Annotated in this window: 16 protein-coding genes; 10 read left to right on the top strand and 6 right to left on the bottom strand. The window is 59.1% G+C overall.

What is annotated here, in order from left to right:
* Window positions 1-23 precede the first annotated feature (23 nt).
* The 4 genes from RGR602_RS19665 (at window position 24) to RGR602_RS37345 (ending at window position 2,515) form a co-directional block, all read left to right on the top strand.
* Window positions 24-1,337: an MFS transporter gene (locus RGR602_RS19665; protein ID WP_039846477.1), complete on the top strand. Its 1,314-nt coding sequence runs from the start codon at window positions 24-26 to the stop codon at window positions 1,335-1,337.
* Between the two features lie 128 nt (window positions 1,338-1,465).
* Window positions 1,466-1,810 (top strand): DUF6074 family protein, encoded by a 345-nt coding sequence (locus RGR602_RS19660; RefSeq protein WP_323808232.1) that lies wholly within the window; start codon window positions 1,466-1,468, stop codon window positions 1,808-1,810.
* Between the two features lie 248 nt (window positions 1,811-2,058).
* Window positions 2,059-2,331 (top strand): transposase, encoded by a 273-nt coding sequence (locus RGR602_RS35925; RefSeq protein ID WP_082046583.1) that lies wholly within the window; start codon window positions 2,059-2,061, stop codon window positions 2,329-2,331.
* A gap of 13 nt (window positions 2,332-2,344) precedes the next feature.
* A complete protein-coding gene (locus RGR602_RS37345; RefSeq protein ID WP_170251016.1) occupies window positions 2,345-2,515 on the top strand; it encodes a hypothetical protein in 171 nt (56 codons plus the stop codon).
* On the opposite strand, the gene RGR602_RS19655 is transcribed toward RGR602_RS37345, so the two are convergent.
* Window positions 2,496-2,834 carry a hypothetical protein gene (locus RGR602_RS19655; RefSeq protein ID WP_039846475.1) on the bottom strand — a complete coding sequence of 113 codons (339 nt, stop codon included), beginning with the start codon at window positions 2,832-2,834 and terminating at the stop codon, window positions 2,496-2,498. The two genes, RGR602_RS37345 and RGR602_RS19655, sit on opposite strands and share 20 nt — an antisense overlap.
* A 503-nt stretch (window positions 2,835-3,337) precedes the next feature.
* Window positions 3,338-5,101 (bottom strand): glucan ABC transporter ATP-binding protein/ permease, encoded by a 1,764-nt coding sequence (locus RGR602_RS19650; RefSeq protein ID WP_039846474.1) that lies wholly within the window; start codon window positions 5,099-5,101, stop codon window positions 3,338-3,340.
* 305 nt (window positions 5,102-5,406) lie between these two features.
* Between RGR602_RS19650 and RGR602_RS19645 the strand changes: the two genes are divergently transcribed.
* From RGR602_RS19645 to RGR602_RS19635, 3 genes are all read left to right on the top strand, one after another.
* On the top strand, window positions 5,407-6,147 hold the full coding sequence (locus RGR602_RS19645) for a helix-turn-helix transcriptional regulator (RefSeq protein WP_039847044.1): 741 nt from the start codon (window positions 5,407-5,409) through the stop codon (window positions 6,145-6,147).
* 129 nt (window positions 6,148-6,276) lie between these two features.
* Complete coding sequence (pyc, locus tag RGR602_RS19640) at window positions 6,277-9,741, top strand: pyruvate carboxylase (RefSeq protein ID WP_039846473.1); 3,465 nt, start codon at window positions 6,277-6,279, stop codon at window positions 9,739-9,741.
* Window positions 9,742-9,808: 67 nt separating this feature from the next.
* Window positions 9,809-10,369 carry an NADPH-dependent FMN reductase gene (locus tag RGR602_RS19635; RefSeq protein ID WP_039846472.1) on the top strand — a complete coding sequence of 187 codons (561 nt, stop codon included), beginning with the start codon at window positions 9,809-9,811 and terminating at the stop codon, window positions 10,367-10,369.
* A 176-nt stretch (window positions 10,370-10,545) separates the two neighbouring features.
* On the opposite strand, the gene RGR602_RS19630 is transcribed toward RGR602_RS19635, so the two are convergent.
* The 4 genes from RGR602_RS19630 to RGR602_RS19615 all read right to left on the bottom strand — a co-directional run bounded on the left by RGR602_RS19630 (window position 10,546) and on the right by RGR602_RS19615 (window position 14,137).
* On the bottom strand, window positions 10,546-11,352 hold the full coding sequence (locus RGR602_RS19630; protein WP_039846471.1) for a class I SAM-dependent methyltransferase: 807 nt from the start codon (window positions 11,350-11,352) through the stop codon (window positions 10,546-10,548).
* A gap of 468 nt (window positions 11,353-11,820) precedes the next feature.
* A complete protein-coding gene (locus tag RGR602_RS19625) occupies window positions 11,821-12,582 on the bottom strand; it encodes an amino acid ABC transporter ATP-binding protein (protein ID WP_039846470.1) in 762 nt (253 codons plus the stop codon).
* Window positions 12,579-13,259, bottom strand: a complete 681-nt coding sequence (locus RGR602_RS19620; RefSeq protein ID WP_039846469.1) for an amino acid ABC transporter permease — start codon at window positions 13,257-13,259, stop codon at window positions 12,579-12,581. The genes RGR602_RS19625 and RGR602_RS19620 overlap by 4 nt, the downstream gene beginning before the upstream one ends.
* A gap of 104 nt (window positions 13,260-13,363) precedes the next feature.
* Window positions 13,364-14,137, bottom strand: a complete 774-nt coding sequence (locus RGR602_RS19615) for an amino acid ABC transporter substrate-binding protein (RefSeq protein WP_039846468.1) — start codon at window positions 14,135-14,137, stop codon at window positions 13,364-13,366.
* Window positions 14,138-14,375: 238 nt separating this feature from the next.
* Here RGR602_RS19615 and RGR602_RS19610 point away from each other — a divergent pair, with 238 nt between their 5' ends.
* The 3 genes from RGR602_RS19610 to ispG all read left to right on the top strand — a co-directional run bounded on the left by RGR602_RS19610 (window position 14,376) and on the right by ispG (window position 17,751).
* Window positions 14,376-15,158, top strand: a complete 783-nt coding sequence (locus tag RGR602_RS19610; protein WP_039846467.1) for a DeoR/GlpR family DNA-binding transcription regulator — start codon at window positions 14,376-14,378, stop codon at window positions 15,156-15,158.
* 54 nt (window positions 15,159-15,212) lie between these two features.
* Window positions 15,213-16,406, top strand: a complete 1,194-nt coding sequence (locus RGR602_RS19605; protein ID WP_039846466.1) for an MFS transporter — start codon at window positions 15,213-15,215, stop codon at window positions 16,404-16,406.
* A 94-nt stretch (window positions 16,407-16,500) separates the two neighbouring features.
* The gene (gene ispG, locus RGR602_RS19600) at window positions 16,501-17,751 is read left to right on the top strand and encodes a flavodoxin-dependent (E)-4-hydroxy-3-methylbut-2-enyl-diphosphate synthase (protein ID WP_039846465.1); all 1,251 of its coding nucleotides are present in this window, start codon (window positions 16,501-16,503) and stop codon (window positions 17,749-17,751) included.
* The last annotated feature ends 39 nt before the right edge of the window (window positions 17,752-17,790 follow it).

The following is a 17,790-nucleotide window of genomic DNA, read 5'->3' as shown; positions in this document are numbered from 1 at the left end:
TGCAATTGCCCGAGGAGAAACTCATGGTCGACGAAAAGCAACTGATCGCCAAAATCACGTGGCGGCTCATGCCGTTCTTAGGCATTCTTTATCTCATCGCCTACATCGATCGCCAAAATGTCAGCTTCGCCAAGCTGGAAATGGTCGGAGCGCTTGGCATGAGCGAATATGCCTACGGCCTCGGCGCCTCGCTCTTCTTCATCGGTTATTTCCTGTTTGAAGTCCCGAGCAATCTGCTGCTCGAGCGGTACGGAGCCAGCAAATGGTTTGCGCGGATTTTGCTCTCGTGGGGCGCAGTTACGATTGCCCTGGCCTACACGCAGAATGCGACGATGTTCTACATTCTCCGCTTTCTTCTTGGCGCCTGCGAAGCCGGTTTCTTTCCAGGCGTCCTTTATCTGCTGACACTTTGGTATCCGTCCGCCTATCGCGGCACGATGGTCGGACTGTTCATGATCTTCAGCGCCCTTGCCAATGCCGTCGGCGCGCCGCTGGGCGGCATGCTGCTCGATCTCGACGGGCTTTATGGCATCGCCGGCTGGCAATGGGTGTTCATCGCGACGGGTATTCCCGCCGTCGTGGCAGGCGTGGTCACGCTGCTTTACCTGTCGGATCGCCCAGAGGATGCGAACTTCCTGAGCGATGCGGAGAAGAGCTGGCTCAAACGCAGGATTGAGGCGGAAAATGCAGACATGGACAAGAACGCGGAGAATGGCTTCAAGGCGCTCATCAATCCGAAGGTACTTCTGATGGCACTGTGCTACGTCGGCTTTCCTCTTGCAGCCTACGGCCTCAGCTATTGGCTCCCGACCATCGTCAAGGAATTCGGCGTCAGCAATACGGCCAACGGCTTTCTGAACATCATACCCTGGGTCCTCGTGGCGGTGGCGCTTTACATCGTCCCGTCGATGGCAGACAGGGCAGCTTCGAAGACGCCTTATATCGTTATTCCGGCAATGCTGGGCGCCATATGCCTTGTCCTTTCTGCTGTTATTCCGGACCATGGTGTCCAGTTCGCATTTCTCTGCATCGCTGCAGCGGGCATCTTCGCCGGCCAGCCGGTTTTCTGGAGCCTGCCGTCACGCTTTCTGAGAGGCGCTGGTGCGGCGGCCGGGCTCGCCGCAATCAACTCCGTCGGCAATCTCGGCGGCTTTGTCGCCCAGAACGTCGTGCCCTGGATCAAGGACAGTACGGGAAGCACGATTGCGCCGATGTTCTTTCTTGCCGCGTGCCTGGCTGCCGCCGCGCTGCTTGTGCTCGTGGTCGGACGCGTGATGTCGCGTACACAGATTTCTTCCGAAGAGAGCGGAACTGTGCAACAGCGCGCGCAATCCTAACAACGCAAGCCAAAGTCCCAGCAGAACCCGGCTGCTGGGACTGTGGCTTTAGGTCCGTTCAGTCGGTCACCAACGGCATTATTCCGCGAGAGAAGGTAAACGTTAACCAACACAAGCCTAACAGTCTGATGGAAACATGGATTGATTCGATGGCATCTTCTTTCGACACCCCTCTCGCCGCGCTGACCGCAAGCGAAATCGTGATATTTCCAAGCATCCCCCAGCCCGGCGATATCGAACGCTGCGCCGCGACGCTTGATGATTTGCATGGAGAACCGGCGGTCGCGTTCTGGAAAGCCGAGTGCCGTTTGCTGGCGGACGAGCTTGCGCGATGTGGCTTGCGCGAGGAGAAGATCCGGGAGCGCGTCTTGTCCTTCCAGGCTGCGGTTCAAGCCGCTCTAGTAGAGAGACATCAGTTGCGCGCTTTATCCGAAAGCCGCGCGCGGCAAGGCAGAAGTCGACGTCGCCTCTGACCCGATAAACCACCGCCGCAGCTGTCACAGCATCAGGGCAATGAGACCCGTCTGAGGTTACTCAGCCTATTTCGTTTCCCAGTTCGTCAGCCGTCACTGAACAAAGTCCAAACAAGGCCGAAGGTCGCACTGCTTTGCACGGCAAAGCTTCCCGATCGGTACGTTTTATCCCTGCCGAAGGACTTCCCGATCGGTAAGAAGCGCATTGAAAAACCCTCCTGAACGGTAAGCCCCACAGGAGACGCTGGATGATCAGATCTCACGCGATTTCAGGCCTGCGATCAGGAATAAGCGTAGTGCCCTCGGCTGGACCCAGACCGAGCGTTGCTCTGGCACGGGCGACGCTTCACGAACGTGAGGCTCATCGCCGTTGGCCGGACGAGGTCAAGGCGCAGATCGTGTCAGAGAGCTTGCGTCCGGGCGTGACTGTGAACGAAGGAGCGGAACGCCACGCTCTGAAGGCCAACCATCTTTCGTCCTGGCGAACACTGGCGCGACAGGTCAAAACCAGCTTGCCCTGAGCTGCAGGATGCCATGGAGTTCGCGGCAATGGTTGTCGAGACGGCTTTCCAGCTCGATGATCTCTTCGACACCGGGAAGATGCTGAGGAAGGGGGCCGCGATTGATCGCGCGCGGCCGGGTAATCCTGTTCCCGGCAGGAGCATCCGCCTCATCCTCAAGGAGTTCAAGTTAGAAAAGGCATGATATCTACGCCGTCACCAGGAAACACTGTGAGGTGCGGATGGTCCTGGAACATCCGTGCGGCGGCATCAGCGGTTTCCGCTTCGACTACCAGATAGCCGCAGAATGGATTCCCGGCTTCGGCCACCCCGTCCTTTGTCACACGAGTTGTCTTGCCCACCATACCACCGCGATCAAGGATGAACGCAGCATTACGTTCCTCCCACGCCGCCCACTGTGGTATGCCCACAGCATCAACTGCATCCTGCTGGGCTTTAGGCAGGCTTCGAAACGATGCGAGGTCTTCGGGCTTCATAGTGTAAACGGCAAGAAATCGGGACATCGGCGTTACCTCCCTCGGCTTAGATGGCTATCAGTTTACATGCCGCGCGTCCGGGAAACACCCCTGGCAAGAGGTGGCGCGAGGCGTAGGACGGCGGCCGTAGGGGTATAGTTGGCATCCCCCGTCATGTCCTCCAGTGCTCGGCACTGCAAAAGGCAGCTCAGTCAATATGGAAGCGGGACACCGCTCTAATGTCCGCTGTCAATGATTTTGGCGCAGATAACCACCCGCTCGAACGAACGGCCGAGGATGATAGTCGCGCATCGGTGGAGGCGGAACTCAAGGACGTCGTTGATCAAGCTCTGATGCGCGGGTTGGCTACCGCCTATCCGAGCAACCCTCGGAAGACCAGTGCAGGGCGAGCCACCTCAGGCACGAACTCGGATATACGGTCTTGGGTGCATTCCGGCAACGATCTCACTTGCAGCGCATCCCGAATTTCTAACCCGAAAAAAAGGCCGGAAGTTTCCCTCCGGCCTTGCAATTTCGATTCTCGAAGCTGGTTAAGCGGCTTCGGTCGTATGAGCCTTGCGGACTTCCTCGTCCGTCAGGATACCGCTGGCGCGAAGCAGCGCTGCAAAGCGGCCGTTGCTGTGGCTGAGTTCATCGAAACTGCCCTGTTCGACGATCCGGCCATTGTCGAGGAAGAGCACCTTGTCTGCCTCACGAACCGTCGAGAGGCGGTGCGCGATGATGAAGGTGGTGCGGTTCTGGCGAAGGTTGTCGATCGCAGCCTTCACGCGATTCTCGGTCTCCACGTCCAGCGCGCTGGTCGCCTCGTCGAGAACCAGGATCGGTGCATCCTTGAGGATGGCGCGGGCGATGGCTACGCGCTGGCGCTCCCCGCCCGAGAGCCTGTTGCCACGTTCGCCGACATGCGTGTCATACTGTTCCTCGCGCGTTTCGATGAAGTCGGCCGCGGCTGCCGCTTCGGCAGCACGGCGCATCTCTTCTTCGCTGGCACCTTCGCGGCCAAGGCGGATATTGTCGCTGATCGAACGGTTCAGCAGACCCGCATCCTGGAACACGGTGGCGATATAACGGCGCAGCGATCTGCGGGTGACCTTGGTGATGTCGTGGCTATCCACCAGGATCTGGCCGCTGTCTGGATCGTAGACGCGCTGCAGCAGATTGACGAGCGTCGTCTTACCCGCACCTGTCGGGCCTACGATCGCGACTGTCTGGCCAGCCTTCACCGAGAAGGAGACATTGTGCAGGCCCTGCGACGAGTTGCCGAAGCCGAAGGATACGTCGCGGAATTCGACTTCGCCCTTGACATCCTTGATGTCGGCGTTGCCCGCCGGTTCTTCGCGCTCGCGAACAGAATCTTCGAGTGTATAGAAGTCTTCAAGCTTCGCGCGGGCTTCGAAAATCTGCGTAGCGAACTGGCGCATCTGGTCGAGGCGCGAGATCAAAAGGTTTGCAAAGCCGATGAAGGCGATGACGTCACCGATCCGCAGTTCGCCGGCCTGCACCAGAAGCGTGCCGATCACAAGGATGATCATCATGGCGATGGTCGATGCCATTCGGTTCAAAGCACCGGCAAGGGCCCACCAGTCGAGGACCGGGTACTGAGCCTGCAGCAGACGGTCGGCAAAGCCCTTGAGCGCTTTGGTTTCCGCTTCGATGCGGTTGTAGCTGTGCAGTACCGAAACGTTGCTGATCGAGTCGCTCACATGCGAGAAAACGGTGTGATAGTGGTTCTCGACCGAAGCCTGTCCGTCCTTCGTGCGGCTCATGACCAGACGGCCGATGAGCCAGTAGGCAAGACCAAGCACGACCAGCACGCCGGACAATCTCAAGTCCATGGCCATGGCAGTCGGCACCAGAAGCGCAATGGCGACGGCGGTCGAGAGATGGTTACGCATGAATTCGAGCCAGAGGCCGAAGAGCGTTTCGCAAGCGCGCAGCAGCGTGTGCAACGCGTTCGACGTGCCGCGCTGGTGATGCCAGGAGAGCGGCATCGAGATGATGCGGCCAAATGCTTCCGTCAGCAAAGTCGCGCGCCGGCCATGGGCCAGCCTGTCCGCCTCGCGGGCGACTAGAACGAAGGCGATCGTATTGAAGACGGCAAATCCGGCCCACATGAACAGAATGGGCTTGACCTCGCCATTGCCTGAAATGGCATCGATGATGCGACCAAACAGAACAGGCTCCGCAATCGTGATCGCAGCCAGAACAATGTTTGCTACGACCACCAGGGATACGCGGAGCTTGTAGGCGCCAAGGTAGCGCAAAGCTCTTGCATAGACCTTGAATAATGACACGGCGGTACCTCTTGTGTGCATCTGCAAAGAACGGGATGGCGCGATGCTATGAAAAGACACCTGAACCGACGATTAACGGCGCATTCAGGTGACGTGTTTTTGCAAGATGCGACAGGATAACCGCAGCGCAAAGCTGCTCAACCGATCGGGGAGTGCAACAATTTCCACTTGTATTTAAACCAAGCTTTAGCAATCCATAAACTTTATATGAAGCCAGTTTTTTAATTGAAGACCGTCGTTGCCGCGTTCAGGTGGTTCGGTCGACGGACTTCACCGATCGCCCATTGCCGGGCAAGGGGCTTTTTGTGAATATTCATTCTTTGGTTCAATTGCTCGTCGTCATAGAGGAATGCACGAAGCCCGAAACCGTCGTTGAGGAACTTCGGCGGATCGTTCATTCCTATGGCTTCGAATATTATGGATTGCTGCGTCATTTGAAGCAGAGCCAAGATCCCTGGGGTCTCGTACTTGCCGGGCATTGGCCCGAGAAGTGGCCGCAAACATATGTTGCAAAAAAATATGTCCTCATAGATCCAACAGTCCGGTATCTGGCGCAGGCGCAAAGGCCATTTCGATGGAAGGAAAGCCTAGCCGCCTACCGCCGCGATCCGCACCAGCGGCGAATGGAACAGATGATGAGGGATGCCGATGCCCACGGCCTGCGCGACGGTTACATCTTCCCCATTCACGGCAAGAGCGGCGTGCTCGGAAACTTGAGCGTCGGCGGCGAGCCTGTCGAATTGTCGCCGGTGGAGATGTCATTGTTCGAAACTGTTGCCCGCAAAGCGTTCTGGCGGCTGCTTGATCTCAAGGGCGAAGCGAAGGCACTCGAAAGCGCTTCGTTGCTCAAAATGCCGCTGACGCGCCGCGAGCTCGAAATCCTGCACTATTTAGCCGACGGCCTGACCTCGATGGAGATCAGCAAGGTGCTCAGCATATCGAACCACACGGTCGATTGGTATATGAATGGGCTGCAGGACAAGCTGAAGGCCAAGAACCGCCAGCAGGCGGTGGCGCTGGCTTTCCGGCACGGGCTCGTTATCTAATTTAGCCCGCGACCCCTCGCATTTGGGAAATTCTATTTCGCAAGGGAAATTGAACTTTCTGTAACGGCGCGTTAAGAATTTTCTTCGCGGGTGCAGCATTGCCCGTTTCGATGCCGTGAGGAGAGCGCATTGCCCATATCCAAGATACTCGTTGCCAATCGTTCCGAAATTGCCATCCGCGTGTTCCGCGCGGCCAATGAGCTGGGGATAAAAACGGTCGCGATATGGGCGGAAGAGGACAAACTGGCGCTGCACCGCTTCAAGGCGGACGAAAGCTATCAGGTCGGCCGCGGCCCGCATCTTGACCGCGATCTCGGGCCGATCGAAAGCTACCTTTCGATCGATGAAGTGATCCGCGTTGCCAAGCTATCCGGCGCCGATGCCATCCATCCGGGTTATGGCCTGCTGTCGGAGAGCCCTGAATTCGTGGATGCCTGCAACAAGGCGGGCATCACCTTTATCGGCCCGAAGGCCGATACAATGCGGCAACTCGGCAACAAGGTCGCCGCGCGCAATCTGGCGATCTCGGTCGGCGTGCCAGTGGTTCCGGCAACCGATCCGCTCCCGGACGACATGAAGGAAGTCGCCCGCATGGCCGAGGAGATTGGCTATCCGGTCATGCTGAAAGCTTCCTGGGGCGGCGGCGGGCGTGGCATGCGCGCCATTCGCGACGCCAAGGATCTTGCCCGTGAGGTAACTGAAGCCAAGCGCGAGGCGATGGCCGCCTTCGGCAAGGATGAAGTCTATCTCGAAAAGCTCGTCGAGCGCGCCCGCCACGTCGAAAGCCAGGTGCTTGGCGATACGCACGGCAATGTCGTGCACCTCTTCGAGCGCGACTGCTCGATCCAGCGCCGCAACCAGAAGGTCGTCGAGCGTGCGCCGGCACCGTATCTTTCGGAAGCGCAGCGCCAGGAGCTCGCCGCCTATTCGCTGAAGATCGCCGAGGCGACGAACTATATCGGCGCCGGCACCGTCGAATATCTGATGGATTCCGATACCGGAAAATTCTACTTCATCGAAGTCAATCCGCGTATCCAGGTCGAGCACACGGTCACCGAAGTCGTGACCGGCATCGATATCGTCAAGGCACAGATCCATATCCTCGATGGCTACGCGATTGGTACAGCGGAATCGGGTGTTCCCAAGCAGCAGGATATCAAGCTAAACGGCCACGCGCTGCAGTGCCGCATCACGACGGAAGATCCGGAACATAACTTCATCCCGGACTACGGCCGCATCACTGCCTATCGCTCGGCCTCGGGTTTCGGCATCCGTCTTGATGGCGGCACGTCCTATTCCGGAGCGATCATCACCCGCTATTACGATCCGCTGCTCGTCAAGGTGACGGCCTGGGCGCCGAATCCGCTCGAGGCGATCTCGCGCATGGACCGGGCGTTGCGTGAATTCCGCATTCGCGGCGTGGCAACCAACCTCACCTTCCTTGAAGCGATCATCGGACACCCGAAGTTCAAGGACAACAGCTATACAACCCGGTTTATCGACTCGACGCCGGAGCTTTTCCAGCAGGTTAAGCGTCAGGACCGCGCGACGAAGCTTCTGACCTACCTTGCCGATGTGACCGTCAATGGCCATCCCGAAGCCAAGGACAGGCCGCGGCCGCTGGAAAATGCTGCAGAGCCGGTCGTTCCCTATGCCAACGGCAGCAAGGTCCAGGACGGCACCAAGCAGCGTCTGGACAAGCTCGGCCCGAAGAAGTTCGGCGAGTGGATGCGAGACGAAAAGCGCGTGCTGATAACCGATACGACGATGCGCGATGGCCATCAGTCGCTGCTCGCGACGCGCATGCGCACCTACGACATCGCCCGCGTCGCCGGGACCTATGCCCATGCGCTACCGAACCTGCTGTCGCTCGAATGCTGGGGGGGTGCGACTTTCGACGTTTCCATGCGCTTCCTGACGGAAGATCCATGGGAGCGTCTGGCGCTGATCCGTGAAGGCGCACCGAACCTGCTCCTGCAGATGCTGCTGCGCGGCGCCAACGGCGTCGGATACAAGAACTATCCGGACAATGTCGTCAAATACTTCGTCCGGCAGGCCGCAAAGGGTGGCATCGACCTCTTCCGCGTCTTCGACTGCCTGAACTGGGTCGAAAACATGCGCGTGTCGATGGATGCGGTCGCTGAAGAGAACAAGCTCTGCGAGGCGGCGATATGCTATACCGGCGATATCCTGAACTCGGCGCGCCCGAAGTATGATCTGAAATACTACACCGACCTTGCCGTTCAGCTCGAAAAGGCCGGAGCTCACATCATTGCACTGAAGGATATGGCTGGTCTGCTGAAGCCTGCTGCTGCAAAGGTGCTCTTCAAGGCCCTGCGTGACGCAACAAGCCTGCCGATCCATTTCCATACGCACGATACGTCCGGCATTGCGGCTGCGACCGTGCTTGCGGCCGTCGATGCCGGCGTCGACGCGGTCGATGCCGCCATGGATGCGCTTTCCGGCAACACCTCGCAGCCCTGTCTTGGTTCGATCGTCGAAGCCCTGCGCGGTTCCGAGCGCGATCCGGGGCTCGATCCGGAATGGATCCGACGCATATCCTTCTACTGGGAAGCGGTCCGCAACCAGTACGCAGCCTTCGAAAGCGACCTCAAGGGGCCGGCATCGGAAGTCTATCTGCATGAAATGCCCGGTGGCCAGTTCACCAATCTCAAGGAGCAGGCCCGCTCGCTTGGGCTGGAGACGAAGTGGCACAAGGTGGCGCAGGCCTATGCCGACGCCAACCAGATGTTCGGCGACATCGTCAAGGTGACGCCGTCTTCCAAGGTCGTCGGCGATATGGCGCTGATGATGGTGTCGCAGGACCTCACGGTTGCCGATGTCGTCAGCCCGGAGAAGGAGGTGTCGTTTCCGGAATCGGTCGTTTCGATGCTGAAGGGCGATCTCGGCCAGCCGCCGTCCGGCTGGCCGGAAGCGCTGCAGAAGAAGGCGCTGAAGGGCGAGAAGCCCTATACCGTTCGTCCGGGTTCATTGCTCGAGGACGCGGATCTCGATGCCGAGCGCCGGGAGATCGAGACCAAACTCGAACGCACGGTGAATGACTTCGAATTTGCCTCCTACCTCATGTATCCCAAGGTCTTCACCGACTTCGCACTGGCTTCCGACACCTACGGCCCGGTCTCGGTCCTGCCGACGCCCGCCTATTTCTACGGTCTGGCGGACGGCGAGGAACTCTTTGCCGATATCGAAAAGGGCAAGACGCTGGTCATCGTCAATCAGGCGATGAGCGGCACCGACAGCCAGGGTATGGTGACGGTGTTCTTCGAGCTCAACGGCCAGCCGCGCCGCATCAAGGTGCCGGATCGTGCGCATGGCGCTTCCGGTGCTGCCGCCCGCCGGAAGGCCGAGCCTGGAAACACCGCCCATGTCGGCGCGCCGATGCCGGGGGTGATTTCTCGAGTCTTTGTTTCGCCGGGCCAGGCAGTCAGCGCCGGCGACGTGCTTGTTTCGATCGAGGCCATGAAGATGGAGACGGCGATCCACGCGGAGAAGGACGGCACGATCGCCGAAGTGCTCGTCAAGGCCGGTGACCAGATCGACGCCAAGGACCTGCTGGTAAGCTATACCGGCTAACCGGAAGCCGAAAGGCTAGGGCGGCCCCTGGGCCGCCCTTTCGTGTAATGGACAGGAAAGGCCGAAAATGAACAACCTCAAGATTGCAGTAATCGTCGGAAGCACACGCATCGGCCGCTTTGCCGATCATCCGGCGAAGTGGATTGCCGAGATTGCCGGGCGGCGGCCGGAATTTGAGGTCGAGGTGCTCGATCTCCTCGACTACCCCATGGCATTCTTCGGTGAAGCACGTGCGCTGGAAGCTGAGAGCGAGACGGCGGAGCGCTGGAAGAAGAAGCTGCGCGAGTTCGACGCCTTTATCTTCACCGTTGCCGAATACAATCACGGCCCGACGGCCGTGCTCAAGAATGCCATCGACCTCGGTGAATTCATCCACAAACCGGTTGCCTTCGTTGGGTATGGCGGTGTCGGTGCTGCGCGTGCCGTCGAACAGCTTCGCGTGATCTTCGTAGAAATGGGCGCGGCTTCGGTGAAGACGGGCGTCCATATTTCTCTGCCCGAATATATCGGTGTTGCCAGGGAAGGTAAAAGTCTCAACGACTACCAGCACCTTGTCGATGCCGCCGGCAAGCAGCTCGATCAGCTGGCCTGGTGGGGCAATGCGCTGAAAGCGGCGCGCTCGAAGTAAACGAGTGCCGTGGCGCGGGGCCGAGTGGTGAAGTCTGACGCTTAAAACCGTAGCCGAAAAGTCATTCTCGGGGCGGCCCTCTAGCGGGCAAGCGTTTGAGCCGTCGGAGCTGGATCGCACGAAATCCTATCTTTTCATCCCGGAAAAGCGTCCCAACCGGCAGCGCTTGTCTGGAGCTAAGCGGGCCGGGCGGTATAGATTGCAGTTGTCATGTTGCGATCTACGCGGCCCGCAAACTGCCCCTTAACAATTTCGGCCAAGGCATCGAGCAGATGGGCCCGCTCTGTAGGCGCAAGGGCGGAAACATTAGAGTACGTGGCATAAAGGCTGCGTACGCCGGACGCATCAAGCCTCAATGTCCAGCGGATAAATTCAGGAGGATCGGGTATGAACCCAGCATCTGTGATCTCCCGAATTCGTGCATCCCCATCAAGCGCATAAGGAGAACTGTCGGGCCCACCCGCTGACAGGCTGGCACGATGGCCTACAAACAAATGCCTGGTGGCATCATGAAAGGGATCGGGCCGACTTTCATCGCCAAAGACGTTCCACCAAAGGGCGACGGCCCCGCCTGGTCGCAGCAATCCATGAATTCGTTTCAGAGCAGGCGCAGCGTCCAGCCAGTGAAACGCCGTCGCACTTGCAACCAGGTCGAACGAGGCAGGCTCCAGGTTTACGTCTTCAAAGGGCAGCGCGAGCACCTGCAGGCAGTCAACCGCGATCGAGGTTCGCAGGAACTCTGCCAGCCTCATGTCAGGTTCAACCGCTGCCAGCAGCCGCGGCTTGTGCGCCAGCAATTCTGCCGTTGCAAGCCCAGTACCAGCGCCGATCTCCAGAATATCAATGCCGGGTCCAAGGTCAGAACGCTCGCGCAACAGCTGCCATGTCTCTTCAGGATAGCGCGGGCGGGCAGCATGATAATTGGACGGATCGGCCCCGAAAGCCACACGGCCAAACCCGCGATCCAGCGTTGGAACTGTCATCGCGTCCTCCCAAAGTCAAAGATCACTCAGACCTTTTTCGCCCGTGATGTGCATAATATTCAAGTAAGCATAAGGGCCGCTATTGCTGGACAGAGCTGAAAGTAATCACGGTTTCGTGGGTTTGGGGACCGGAAAAGATTCGCCATCCATACCTCACTACCTAGATTTTAGTTCCTCAATAGCGAACTTGATCGGGCGTGGTGCCGGGACTGCTATTTTTCACAGAGCCGCCGGTCCGCCTAGTACGCGTGCAACGACACTTATGAATCGGTCAGATGCCATCGATTCATGGACGTGATGAGTGGCTCGCGGACCACCGGACTTATTGTGTGGAAATGGATGGATGAATGGATGAACGTGCTCGATCCATCCACGATACAGATCACCCAATCCAACGCGGAGATCGAGCGACGATAACGCACGCAATCCTCGATATTGTGAAACGGGTCAGCCGGTCCTAGGCGTAGTCTAGATATCGTAGGTATGTGCGGCGTTGATCGTCGAGATGAAGCGTTTGGTGCGCTCGCGTTCCGGCGCCGTGAAGATGGACTTCGCCGTGCCGGTTTCGACGACGTTTCCGGCTTCCAGAAACACGACGTTGTGGGCGATCTTCGAGGCGAGCCGCAGATCATGTGTCGCCATGACCATGGTCGTGCCTTCGCTGGCCAGCCGGCCGAGAACATCGACGACTTCCGCCGAAAGTTCGGGATCGAGTGCCGAAGTCGGCTCGTCACAGAGAAGGACGCGCGGCGACGGAGCCAACGCACGGGCGATCGCGACGCGCTGCTGCTGGCCGCCGGAAAGTGTCGAGGGCCAGGCATCCGCCTTATGCGCCATGTCGACCTTGGTGAGCAGTTCCATAGCGCGGGCGTGCGCCCTTTCTTTCGGCCATTTCAGGACCGTCACTAAGCCTTCCATGACGTTTTCGATCGCGGTTTGATGTGGGAAGAGCTGGAAATTCTGGAAGACCATGCCCGTCTGGCGGCGGATCTTCTGGATCGCTTGCCAACCAAGCCTCCTTCCCGGCACAAAATCCAGCGTCTCTTCGCCAATCCGGATCGAACCAGCTGTCGGAATCTCAAGCAGGTTGATGCAGCGAAGCAGCGTGCTCTTGCCGCCGCCGGAGGGACCCACGAGGGCAGTGACGGTGCCTTCGGGGATGCGGATGCTGATATCCTTTAGGATGATGGCATCACCGAAGCGCTTTTCGATGTTGGAAAGCTCGATCATGCATTTGCCTCCAGCATGCCGCCGTAGCGCGCGAAGCGGCGCTCGAGCCGTACCTGCAGCGCTGAGAGCACGGAGCTCAAAACGAGGTAGATCAGCGCTGCCTCGATATAAAGGATCAGCGGCTCATAGGTTGTCGCAACGATGCGCTGTGCAGCCTGGAAAAGCTCCGGCACGGTGATTGCCGCCGCCAGCGACGTATCCTTGACCAATGAAATGAAGGTATTTGAAAGCGGCGGCACGGCGACACGACCGGCCTGCGGCAAGATCGTGCGGCTCATCGCCTGCCGCCAGTTCATGCCGATCGAATAGGCAGCTTCCCATTGTCCCTTCGAAACGGAGGAGATGACCGCCCGGATGATTTCGGAGCTGTAAGCGCCGATGTTCAGCGTGAAGCCGATCAGAGCCGCCGAAAAGGCGTCGAGCAGAATGCCGAGGCTCGGCAGGCCGTAGAAGATGACGAAGAGCTGCACGAGCAGCGGCGTGCCGCGGATGACCCAGACGTAGAACCGCGCGATTGAGGCGATGGGAGCCGGGCCGAAGAGGCGTGCCACGGCGGTCACCAGCCCGAGCGCCAGGCCGAAGACGAAGGAGAGCAGGGTCAGCGGTATGGTGAAGATCAGGCCGGCCCACAAAAGCGTGGGGAGCGATTCCGCCATCAGTTGAAGCCAGTGCGGCACAGGTGTGTTTCCTTAATGAAAGGGCGTCCAGCGGCTTTTCGCTGGACGCTCTTCAGCAGATATAGAGGATGTGCCAGCGGCAGGAAACCGCCCTTTCGAAGCGCTTACTTCGATACGTCCTGGCCGAAATATTTATCGGCGATCTTCTTGTAGGTGCCGTCTGCCTTGATGTCTGCCAGTGCCTTGTTGATCGCCTCGAGCAGTTCCGGCTCTTTCTTGCGGATGATGATGCCGGAGTAGTCGGCGTTTTCCTGCTCGGCCGCAATCTTCACATTTGCGTCCGGCTTGTGCTTCTTGAAGTCCAGGAAAGAGAGGCTGTCATTGATCGTTGCATCGGCGCGGCCGGTCAGCACGAGCTGGATCGATTGGTCGAAGCCTTCGGTGCCGATGAGCTCTGCGCCGGATTGCTCGGCGAGCTTGCCGAAGTTGCTTGTCAACGACTGGGCAGATTTCTTGCCCTTCAGGTCGGCGAAGCTCTTGATGCTGTCGTCGTCTGCACGGGCGATGAGCACCGCCTTGGAGGCGATATAGGGCTCGGAGAAGTCGTACTTCTGCTTGCGGGCTTCGGTGATGCCGACCTGGTTGATGACGGTGTCGTAGCGCTTGGCGTCGAGGCCGGCAATCAGGCCGTCCCACTTGCCTTCAACGAACTCGGCCTTGACGCCGATCTTGGCGGCAATCGCTTCGCCGATTTCGACGTCGAACCCCACGAGCTTGCCGCTTTCGTCATGGTAGGTGAATGGCGCATAGGTGCCCTCCGTACCGATCTTGAAAACGCCTGCGGACTTGATGGCGTTGAGATTTTCGCCGGCCTGGGCGGAGACGAAGGCAGTGGCCGAGATAAAGGCCGCGGCAGCGATGGTCTTGAGGAGTTTCATGTTTGCGGGTCCATGTGGGAGAAATTGGATGACAGATAGATTGCAGAAAATAGGGCGTGGCGAAGCGTAGAAAACTGCAAAGAAATTGGGCGACTGCGAATATTTTTCTCATTTGGCTGGATTTTGACGCGGCTTGTTTCAGGCTGTCAGAAAACGTGTGGCCGTGCCTATTGTGTGCACGTTCATATACGTTTATGCACGTTCTCAGAATATGGCGCCAAATGCGAGCTAAACAGGCATGAATACGACCGAGATGCTGTTGAAGGAGCGGCAGAACATCATATCCGGCAAGCTTCAGGCGAACGGCCGTGTGCTTGCGGCTGAACTCGCGCTGGAATTCGGGGTTTCCGAAGATACGATCCGACGCGATCTGCGCGAGATGGCAGCTGCCGGGCTCTGTGAGCGGGTCTATGGCGGTGCGCTGCCGGTTTCGCCTGCCGGCGGGAGCCTCAAGCAGCGAATGGGAATTGCCCTCGATCGCAAACAACTGCTGGCCCAAGCCGCCGTCTCGCAGATTACGCCCGGGTCGACGATATTTTTTGATGCGGGAAGCACCAATCTGGCGATTGCCAAAGCCCTTCCATCAGACATGGCGCTGACGGCTGCGACGAATGCTCCGGCAATTGCCGCAGCGCTGATAGACAACGGCGGCGTCGATGTCATCCTGATCGGCGGAATGGTCGACCGGCAGGTGGGCGGCGCACTCGGCGCCAAGGCAATGCGGGACATGGAGCAGATCTCGCCAGACCTTTGCATTCTCGGCGCCTGCGGCATCGATCTGGAAGCGGGCGTCACGACATTCGGTTTCGAGGACGCCGAGTTCAAGCGGTTCGCGACGTCGCGAAGCCGGAAGGTGCTGGTTGCAGTAACCTCGGATAAATTCAGTACAGCGGCGCCGCACGGCGTCCTGCCCGTCGCCCATTGCGAATGCCTCGTCGTGGAGGACGATGCCGACGAGGCGCTGCTTGCGGCCTATCGCGAGCGGGGCTGCCGGACTGTCAAGGCGCGCAAGGCGCGATGAATAACTTTGAGTCGGATCCTTAAGGGGCCGACTGCAGGAGGAGACGGGAATACAATGGATAATCCGATGAATGTGGCCCAAGGGGTGCGGCGTGGCTTCCTGCCGAAGAGCAGGGTTGCGGTGTCGCTGCTCTTCCTGATGAACGGCTTTGTCGTCGGCTGCTGGGCTCCGAAGATTCCGGATTTCGCGGAGCGTCTGGAACTGACGAAATTCCAGCTCGGGCTGATGATCCTGGTGTTCGGCCTTGGGTCATTGACATTGATGCCGATTGCCGGGGCGCAGATCGCCAAGCATGGCTCGCACGTGGTGTCGCGGGCAACCGCGGCCTGTGTACTGCCAATTCTTCTGGCGCTGACGGTGGCGCCGAATATTGTTACCGGCGCAATCGCGCTCTTCCTGTTTGGTGGGTTCATCGGCGCAATGGACGTCGCAATGAACGCCAACGCCGTTGCCGTCGAGAAGTCGATGCGCCGGGCGATCATGTCGTCCTGCCATGCCTTCTGGAGCCTTGGCGGCCTGATCGGTTCGGGCCTTGGCGGCTTCGTCATCGCCAAGCTCGGCGTTCTTGGCCATGCGCAGCTCGCTACCGTGCTCACGTTGGTTTTCCTCGTGATCGCCTGGCCGATGATCCTTGCCGATCCGCCGCATCCGGATGAGAAGAAAGAAAAAACACGCCTGCCGATGACGCCTCTGCCATGGTTGCTCGGGCTCATGGCGCTCTTTTCGATGGTTCCGGAAGGTGCCGTGCTCGACTGGGGTGCGCTCTATCTCCGCCAGGAAATGAATGCATCCGTTGCTCTTTCCGGTTTCGGGTTTGCGGCCTTCTCGCTGACAATGGCAATCATGCGTTTCGCCGGCGATCTGGTGCGCGACAAGCTCGGCGGCGTCAAGACGCTGCGCGTCTGCACCCTCTTTGCCATCGCCGGCATGCTGATCGCAGCCCTTGCGCCGAATGCCGAGCTTGCCATTGTCGGCTTTGCCTTTTGTGGCATCGGCATTTCGAACATGGTGCCGATCGCCTTTTCCGCGGCAGGCAATGTCCCTGGCCTGAAGGCCGGGATCGGCCTTTCGGTCGTCACGACCATGGGCTATTCCGGCATGCTGGTTGCACCCTCTGCAATCGGCTTTGCAGCCGAGCATGTCGGCTTTAGCGCCGTCTTCATGGCGCTGCCCGTCCTGCTGGTCGTGGTGCTGATCTTTTCGAAGCTTGCCCGCTACGCGGACGGCATCTCCGGCGGCGGGCACTAGGTCAGCCAAGCAAAAGTGATGCTTTGGGCGTTGACAAGAAAGCGGGTATGATCCACCTGAAAGGCACGAATTTAAGGGTTCAAGAGCTCTATCTATGTCCTCACCTACCGATTTTGATCCGAAACCGCGCCGCGCTTCCGTCGCGGTCGACGTGGGCGGCGTCGTCGTCGGCGGCGGTGCGCCGGTTGTCGTGCAGTCAATGACAAATACCGATACGGCGGATATCGATTCCACGGTTGCGCAGGTTGCCGCCCTCTTCAAGGCGGGGTCGGAGCTCGTGCGCATCACCGTCGATCGTGACGAAAGCGCTGCTGCCGTTCCGAAGATTCGCGAGCGGCTCCTGCGCCTCGGCATGGATGTGCCGCTTATCGGCGATTTCCACTATATCGGCCACAAGCTGCTTGCCGATCATCCGGCCTGCGCCGAAGCATTGGCGAAATACCGCATCAATCCTGGCAATGTCGGTTTCAAGGACAAGAAGGACAAGCAGTTCGCCGAAATCATCGAGACAGCGGTCCGCTATGACAAACCGGTGCGTATCGGCGTCAACTGGGGTTCGCTCGACCAGGACTTGCTGACGGCGCTGATGGACAAGAATGCCGAGGCGGGTTCGCCGCTTTCGGCTCGTCAGGTGACGCGCGAGGCGATCGTGCAATCGGCATTGATCTCGGCCACCCTTGCCGAAGAAATCGGCCTGCCGCGAAACCGCATTATCCTGTCGGCCAAGGTCAGTCAGGTCCAGGATCTGATCGCTGTCTATTCCATGCTTTCCGAGCGCTCGGACCATGCGCTGCATCTCGGACTCACGGAAGCAGGAATGGGCACCAAGGGCGTCGTCGCTTCGTCGGCTGCCATGGGCTACGTTCTGCAGCACGGCATCGGCGATACGATCCGCGTTTCGCTGACGCCGGAGCCGAATGGCGATCGTACACGCGAAGTGCAGGTGGCACAGGAACTGCTGCAGGTTATGGGTTTCCGGCAGTTCGTGCCGGTGGTCGCTGCCTGTCCCGGCTGCGGCCGAACGACATCGACGGTTTTCCAGGAACTGGCGCAGAATATTCAAAACGATATCCGCAAGAACATGCCGGTCTGGCGGGAGAAATATCCGGGCGTGGAAGCCCTGAACGTCGCGGTGATGGGCTGCATCGTCAACGGGCCGGGCGAAAGCAAGCATGCCGATATCGGCATTTCGCTGCCTGGCACCGGCGAGACGCCGGCCGCGCCCGTTTTCATTGATGGCAAGAAGACGCTGACGTTGCGCGGGCCGAACATTGCTTCGGATTTCGAGGCGCTTGTCATCGACTATATCGAAAGGCGCTTCGGTCAAAAGACCGCTGCTGAATGAGCTCAGCCGCTAGATGCCGACAGGTGTCTCGCCTGCCGC

Origin of the sequence: Rhizobium gallicum bv. gallicum R602sp (assembly GCF_000816845.1) — a bacterium.
Taxonomy (GTDB): domain Bacteria; phylum Pseudomonadota; class Alphaproteobacteria; order Rhizobiales; family Rhizobiaceae; genus Rhizobium; species Rhizobium gallicum.
The sequence above is the reverse complement of the archived record's forward strand: the minus strand, read 5'-3'. Positions and strand labels throughout refer to the sequence as shown.

What these genes read in the sequence shown, in the direction of transcription:
- RGR602_RS19665 (WP_039846477.1), top strand. Translation starts at nt 24, where the DNA reads ATGGTCGACGAAAAGCAACTGATCGCCAAAATCACGTGGCGGCTCATG.
- RGR602_RS19660 (WP_323808232.1), top strand. Translation starts at nt 1,466, where the DNA reads ATGGAAACATGGATTGATTCGATGGCATCTTCTTTCGACACCCCTCTC.
- RGR602_RS35925 (WP_082046583.1), top strand. Translation starts at nt 2,059, where the DNA reads ATGATCAGATCTCACGCGATTTCAGGCCTGCGATCAGGAATAAGCGTA.
- RGR602_RS37345 (WP_170251016.1), top strand. Translation starts at nt 2,345, where the DNA reads ATGGAGTTCGCGGCAATGGTTGTCGAGACGGCTTTCCAGCTCGATGAT.
- RGR602_RS19655 (WP_039846475.1), bottom strand. Translation starts at nt 2,834, where the DNA reads ATGTCCCGATTTCTTGCCGTTTACACTATGAAGCCCGAAGACCTCGCA.
- RGR602_RS19635 (WP_039846472.1), top strand. Translation starts at nt 9,809, where the DNA reads ATGAACAACCTCAAGATTGCAGTAATCGTCGGAAGCACACGCATCGGC.
- RGR602_RS19630 (WP_039846471.1), bottom strand. Translation starts at nt 11,352, where the DNA reads ATGACAGTTCCAACGCTGGATCGCGGGTTTGGCCGTGTGGCTTTCGGG.
- RGR602_RS19625 (WP_039846470.1), bottom strand. Translation starts at nt 12,582, where the DNA reads ATGATCGAGCTTTCCAACATCGAAAAGCGCTTCGGTGATGCCATCATC.
- RGR602_RS19615 (WP_039846468.1), bottom strand. Translation starts at nt 14,137, where the DNA reads ATGAAACTCCTCAAGACCATCGCTGCCGCGGCCTTTATCTCGGCCACT.
- RGR602_RS19610 (WP_039846467.1), top strand. Translation starts at nt 14,376, where the DNA reads ATGAATACGACCGAGATGCTGTTGAAGGAGCGGCAGAACATCATATCC.
- RGR602_RS19605 (WP_039846466.1), top strand. Translation starts at nt 15,213, where the DNA reads ATGGATAATCCGATGAATGTGGCCCAAGGGGTGCGGCGTGGCTTCCTG.
- ispG (WP_039846465.1), top strand. Translation starts at nt 16,501, where the DNA reads ATGTCCTCACCTACCGATTTTGATCCGAAACCGCGCCGCGCTTCCGTC.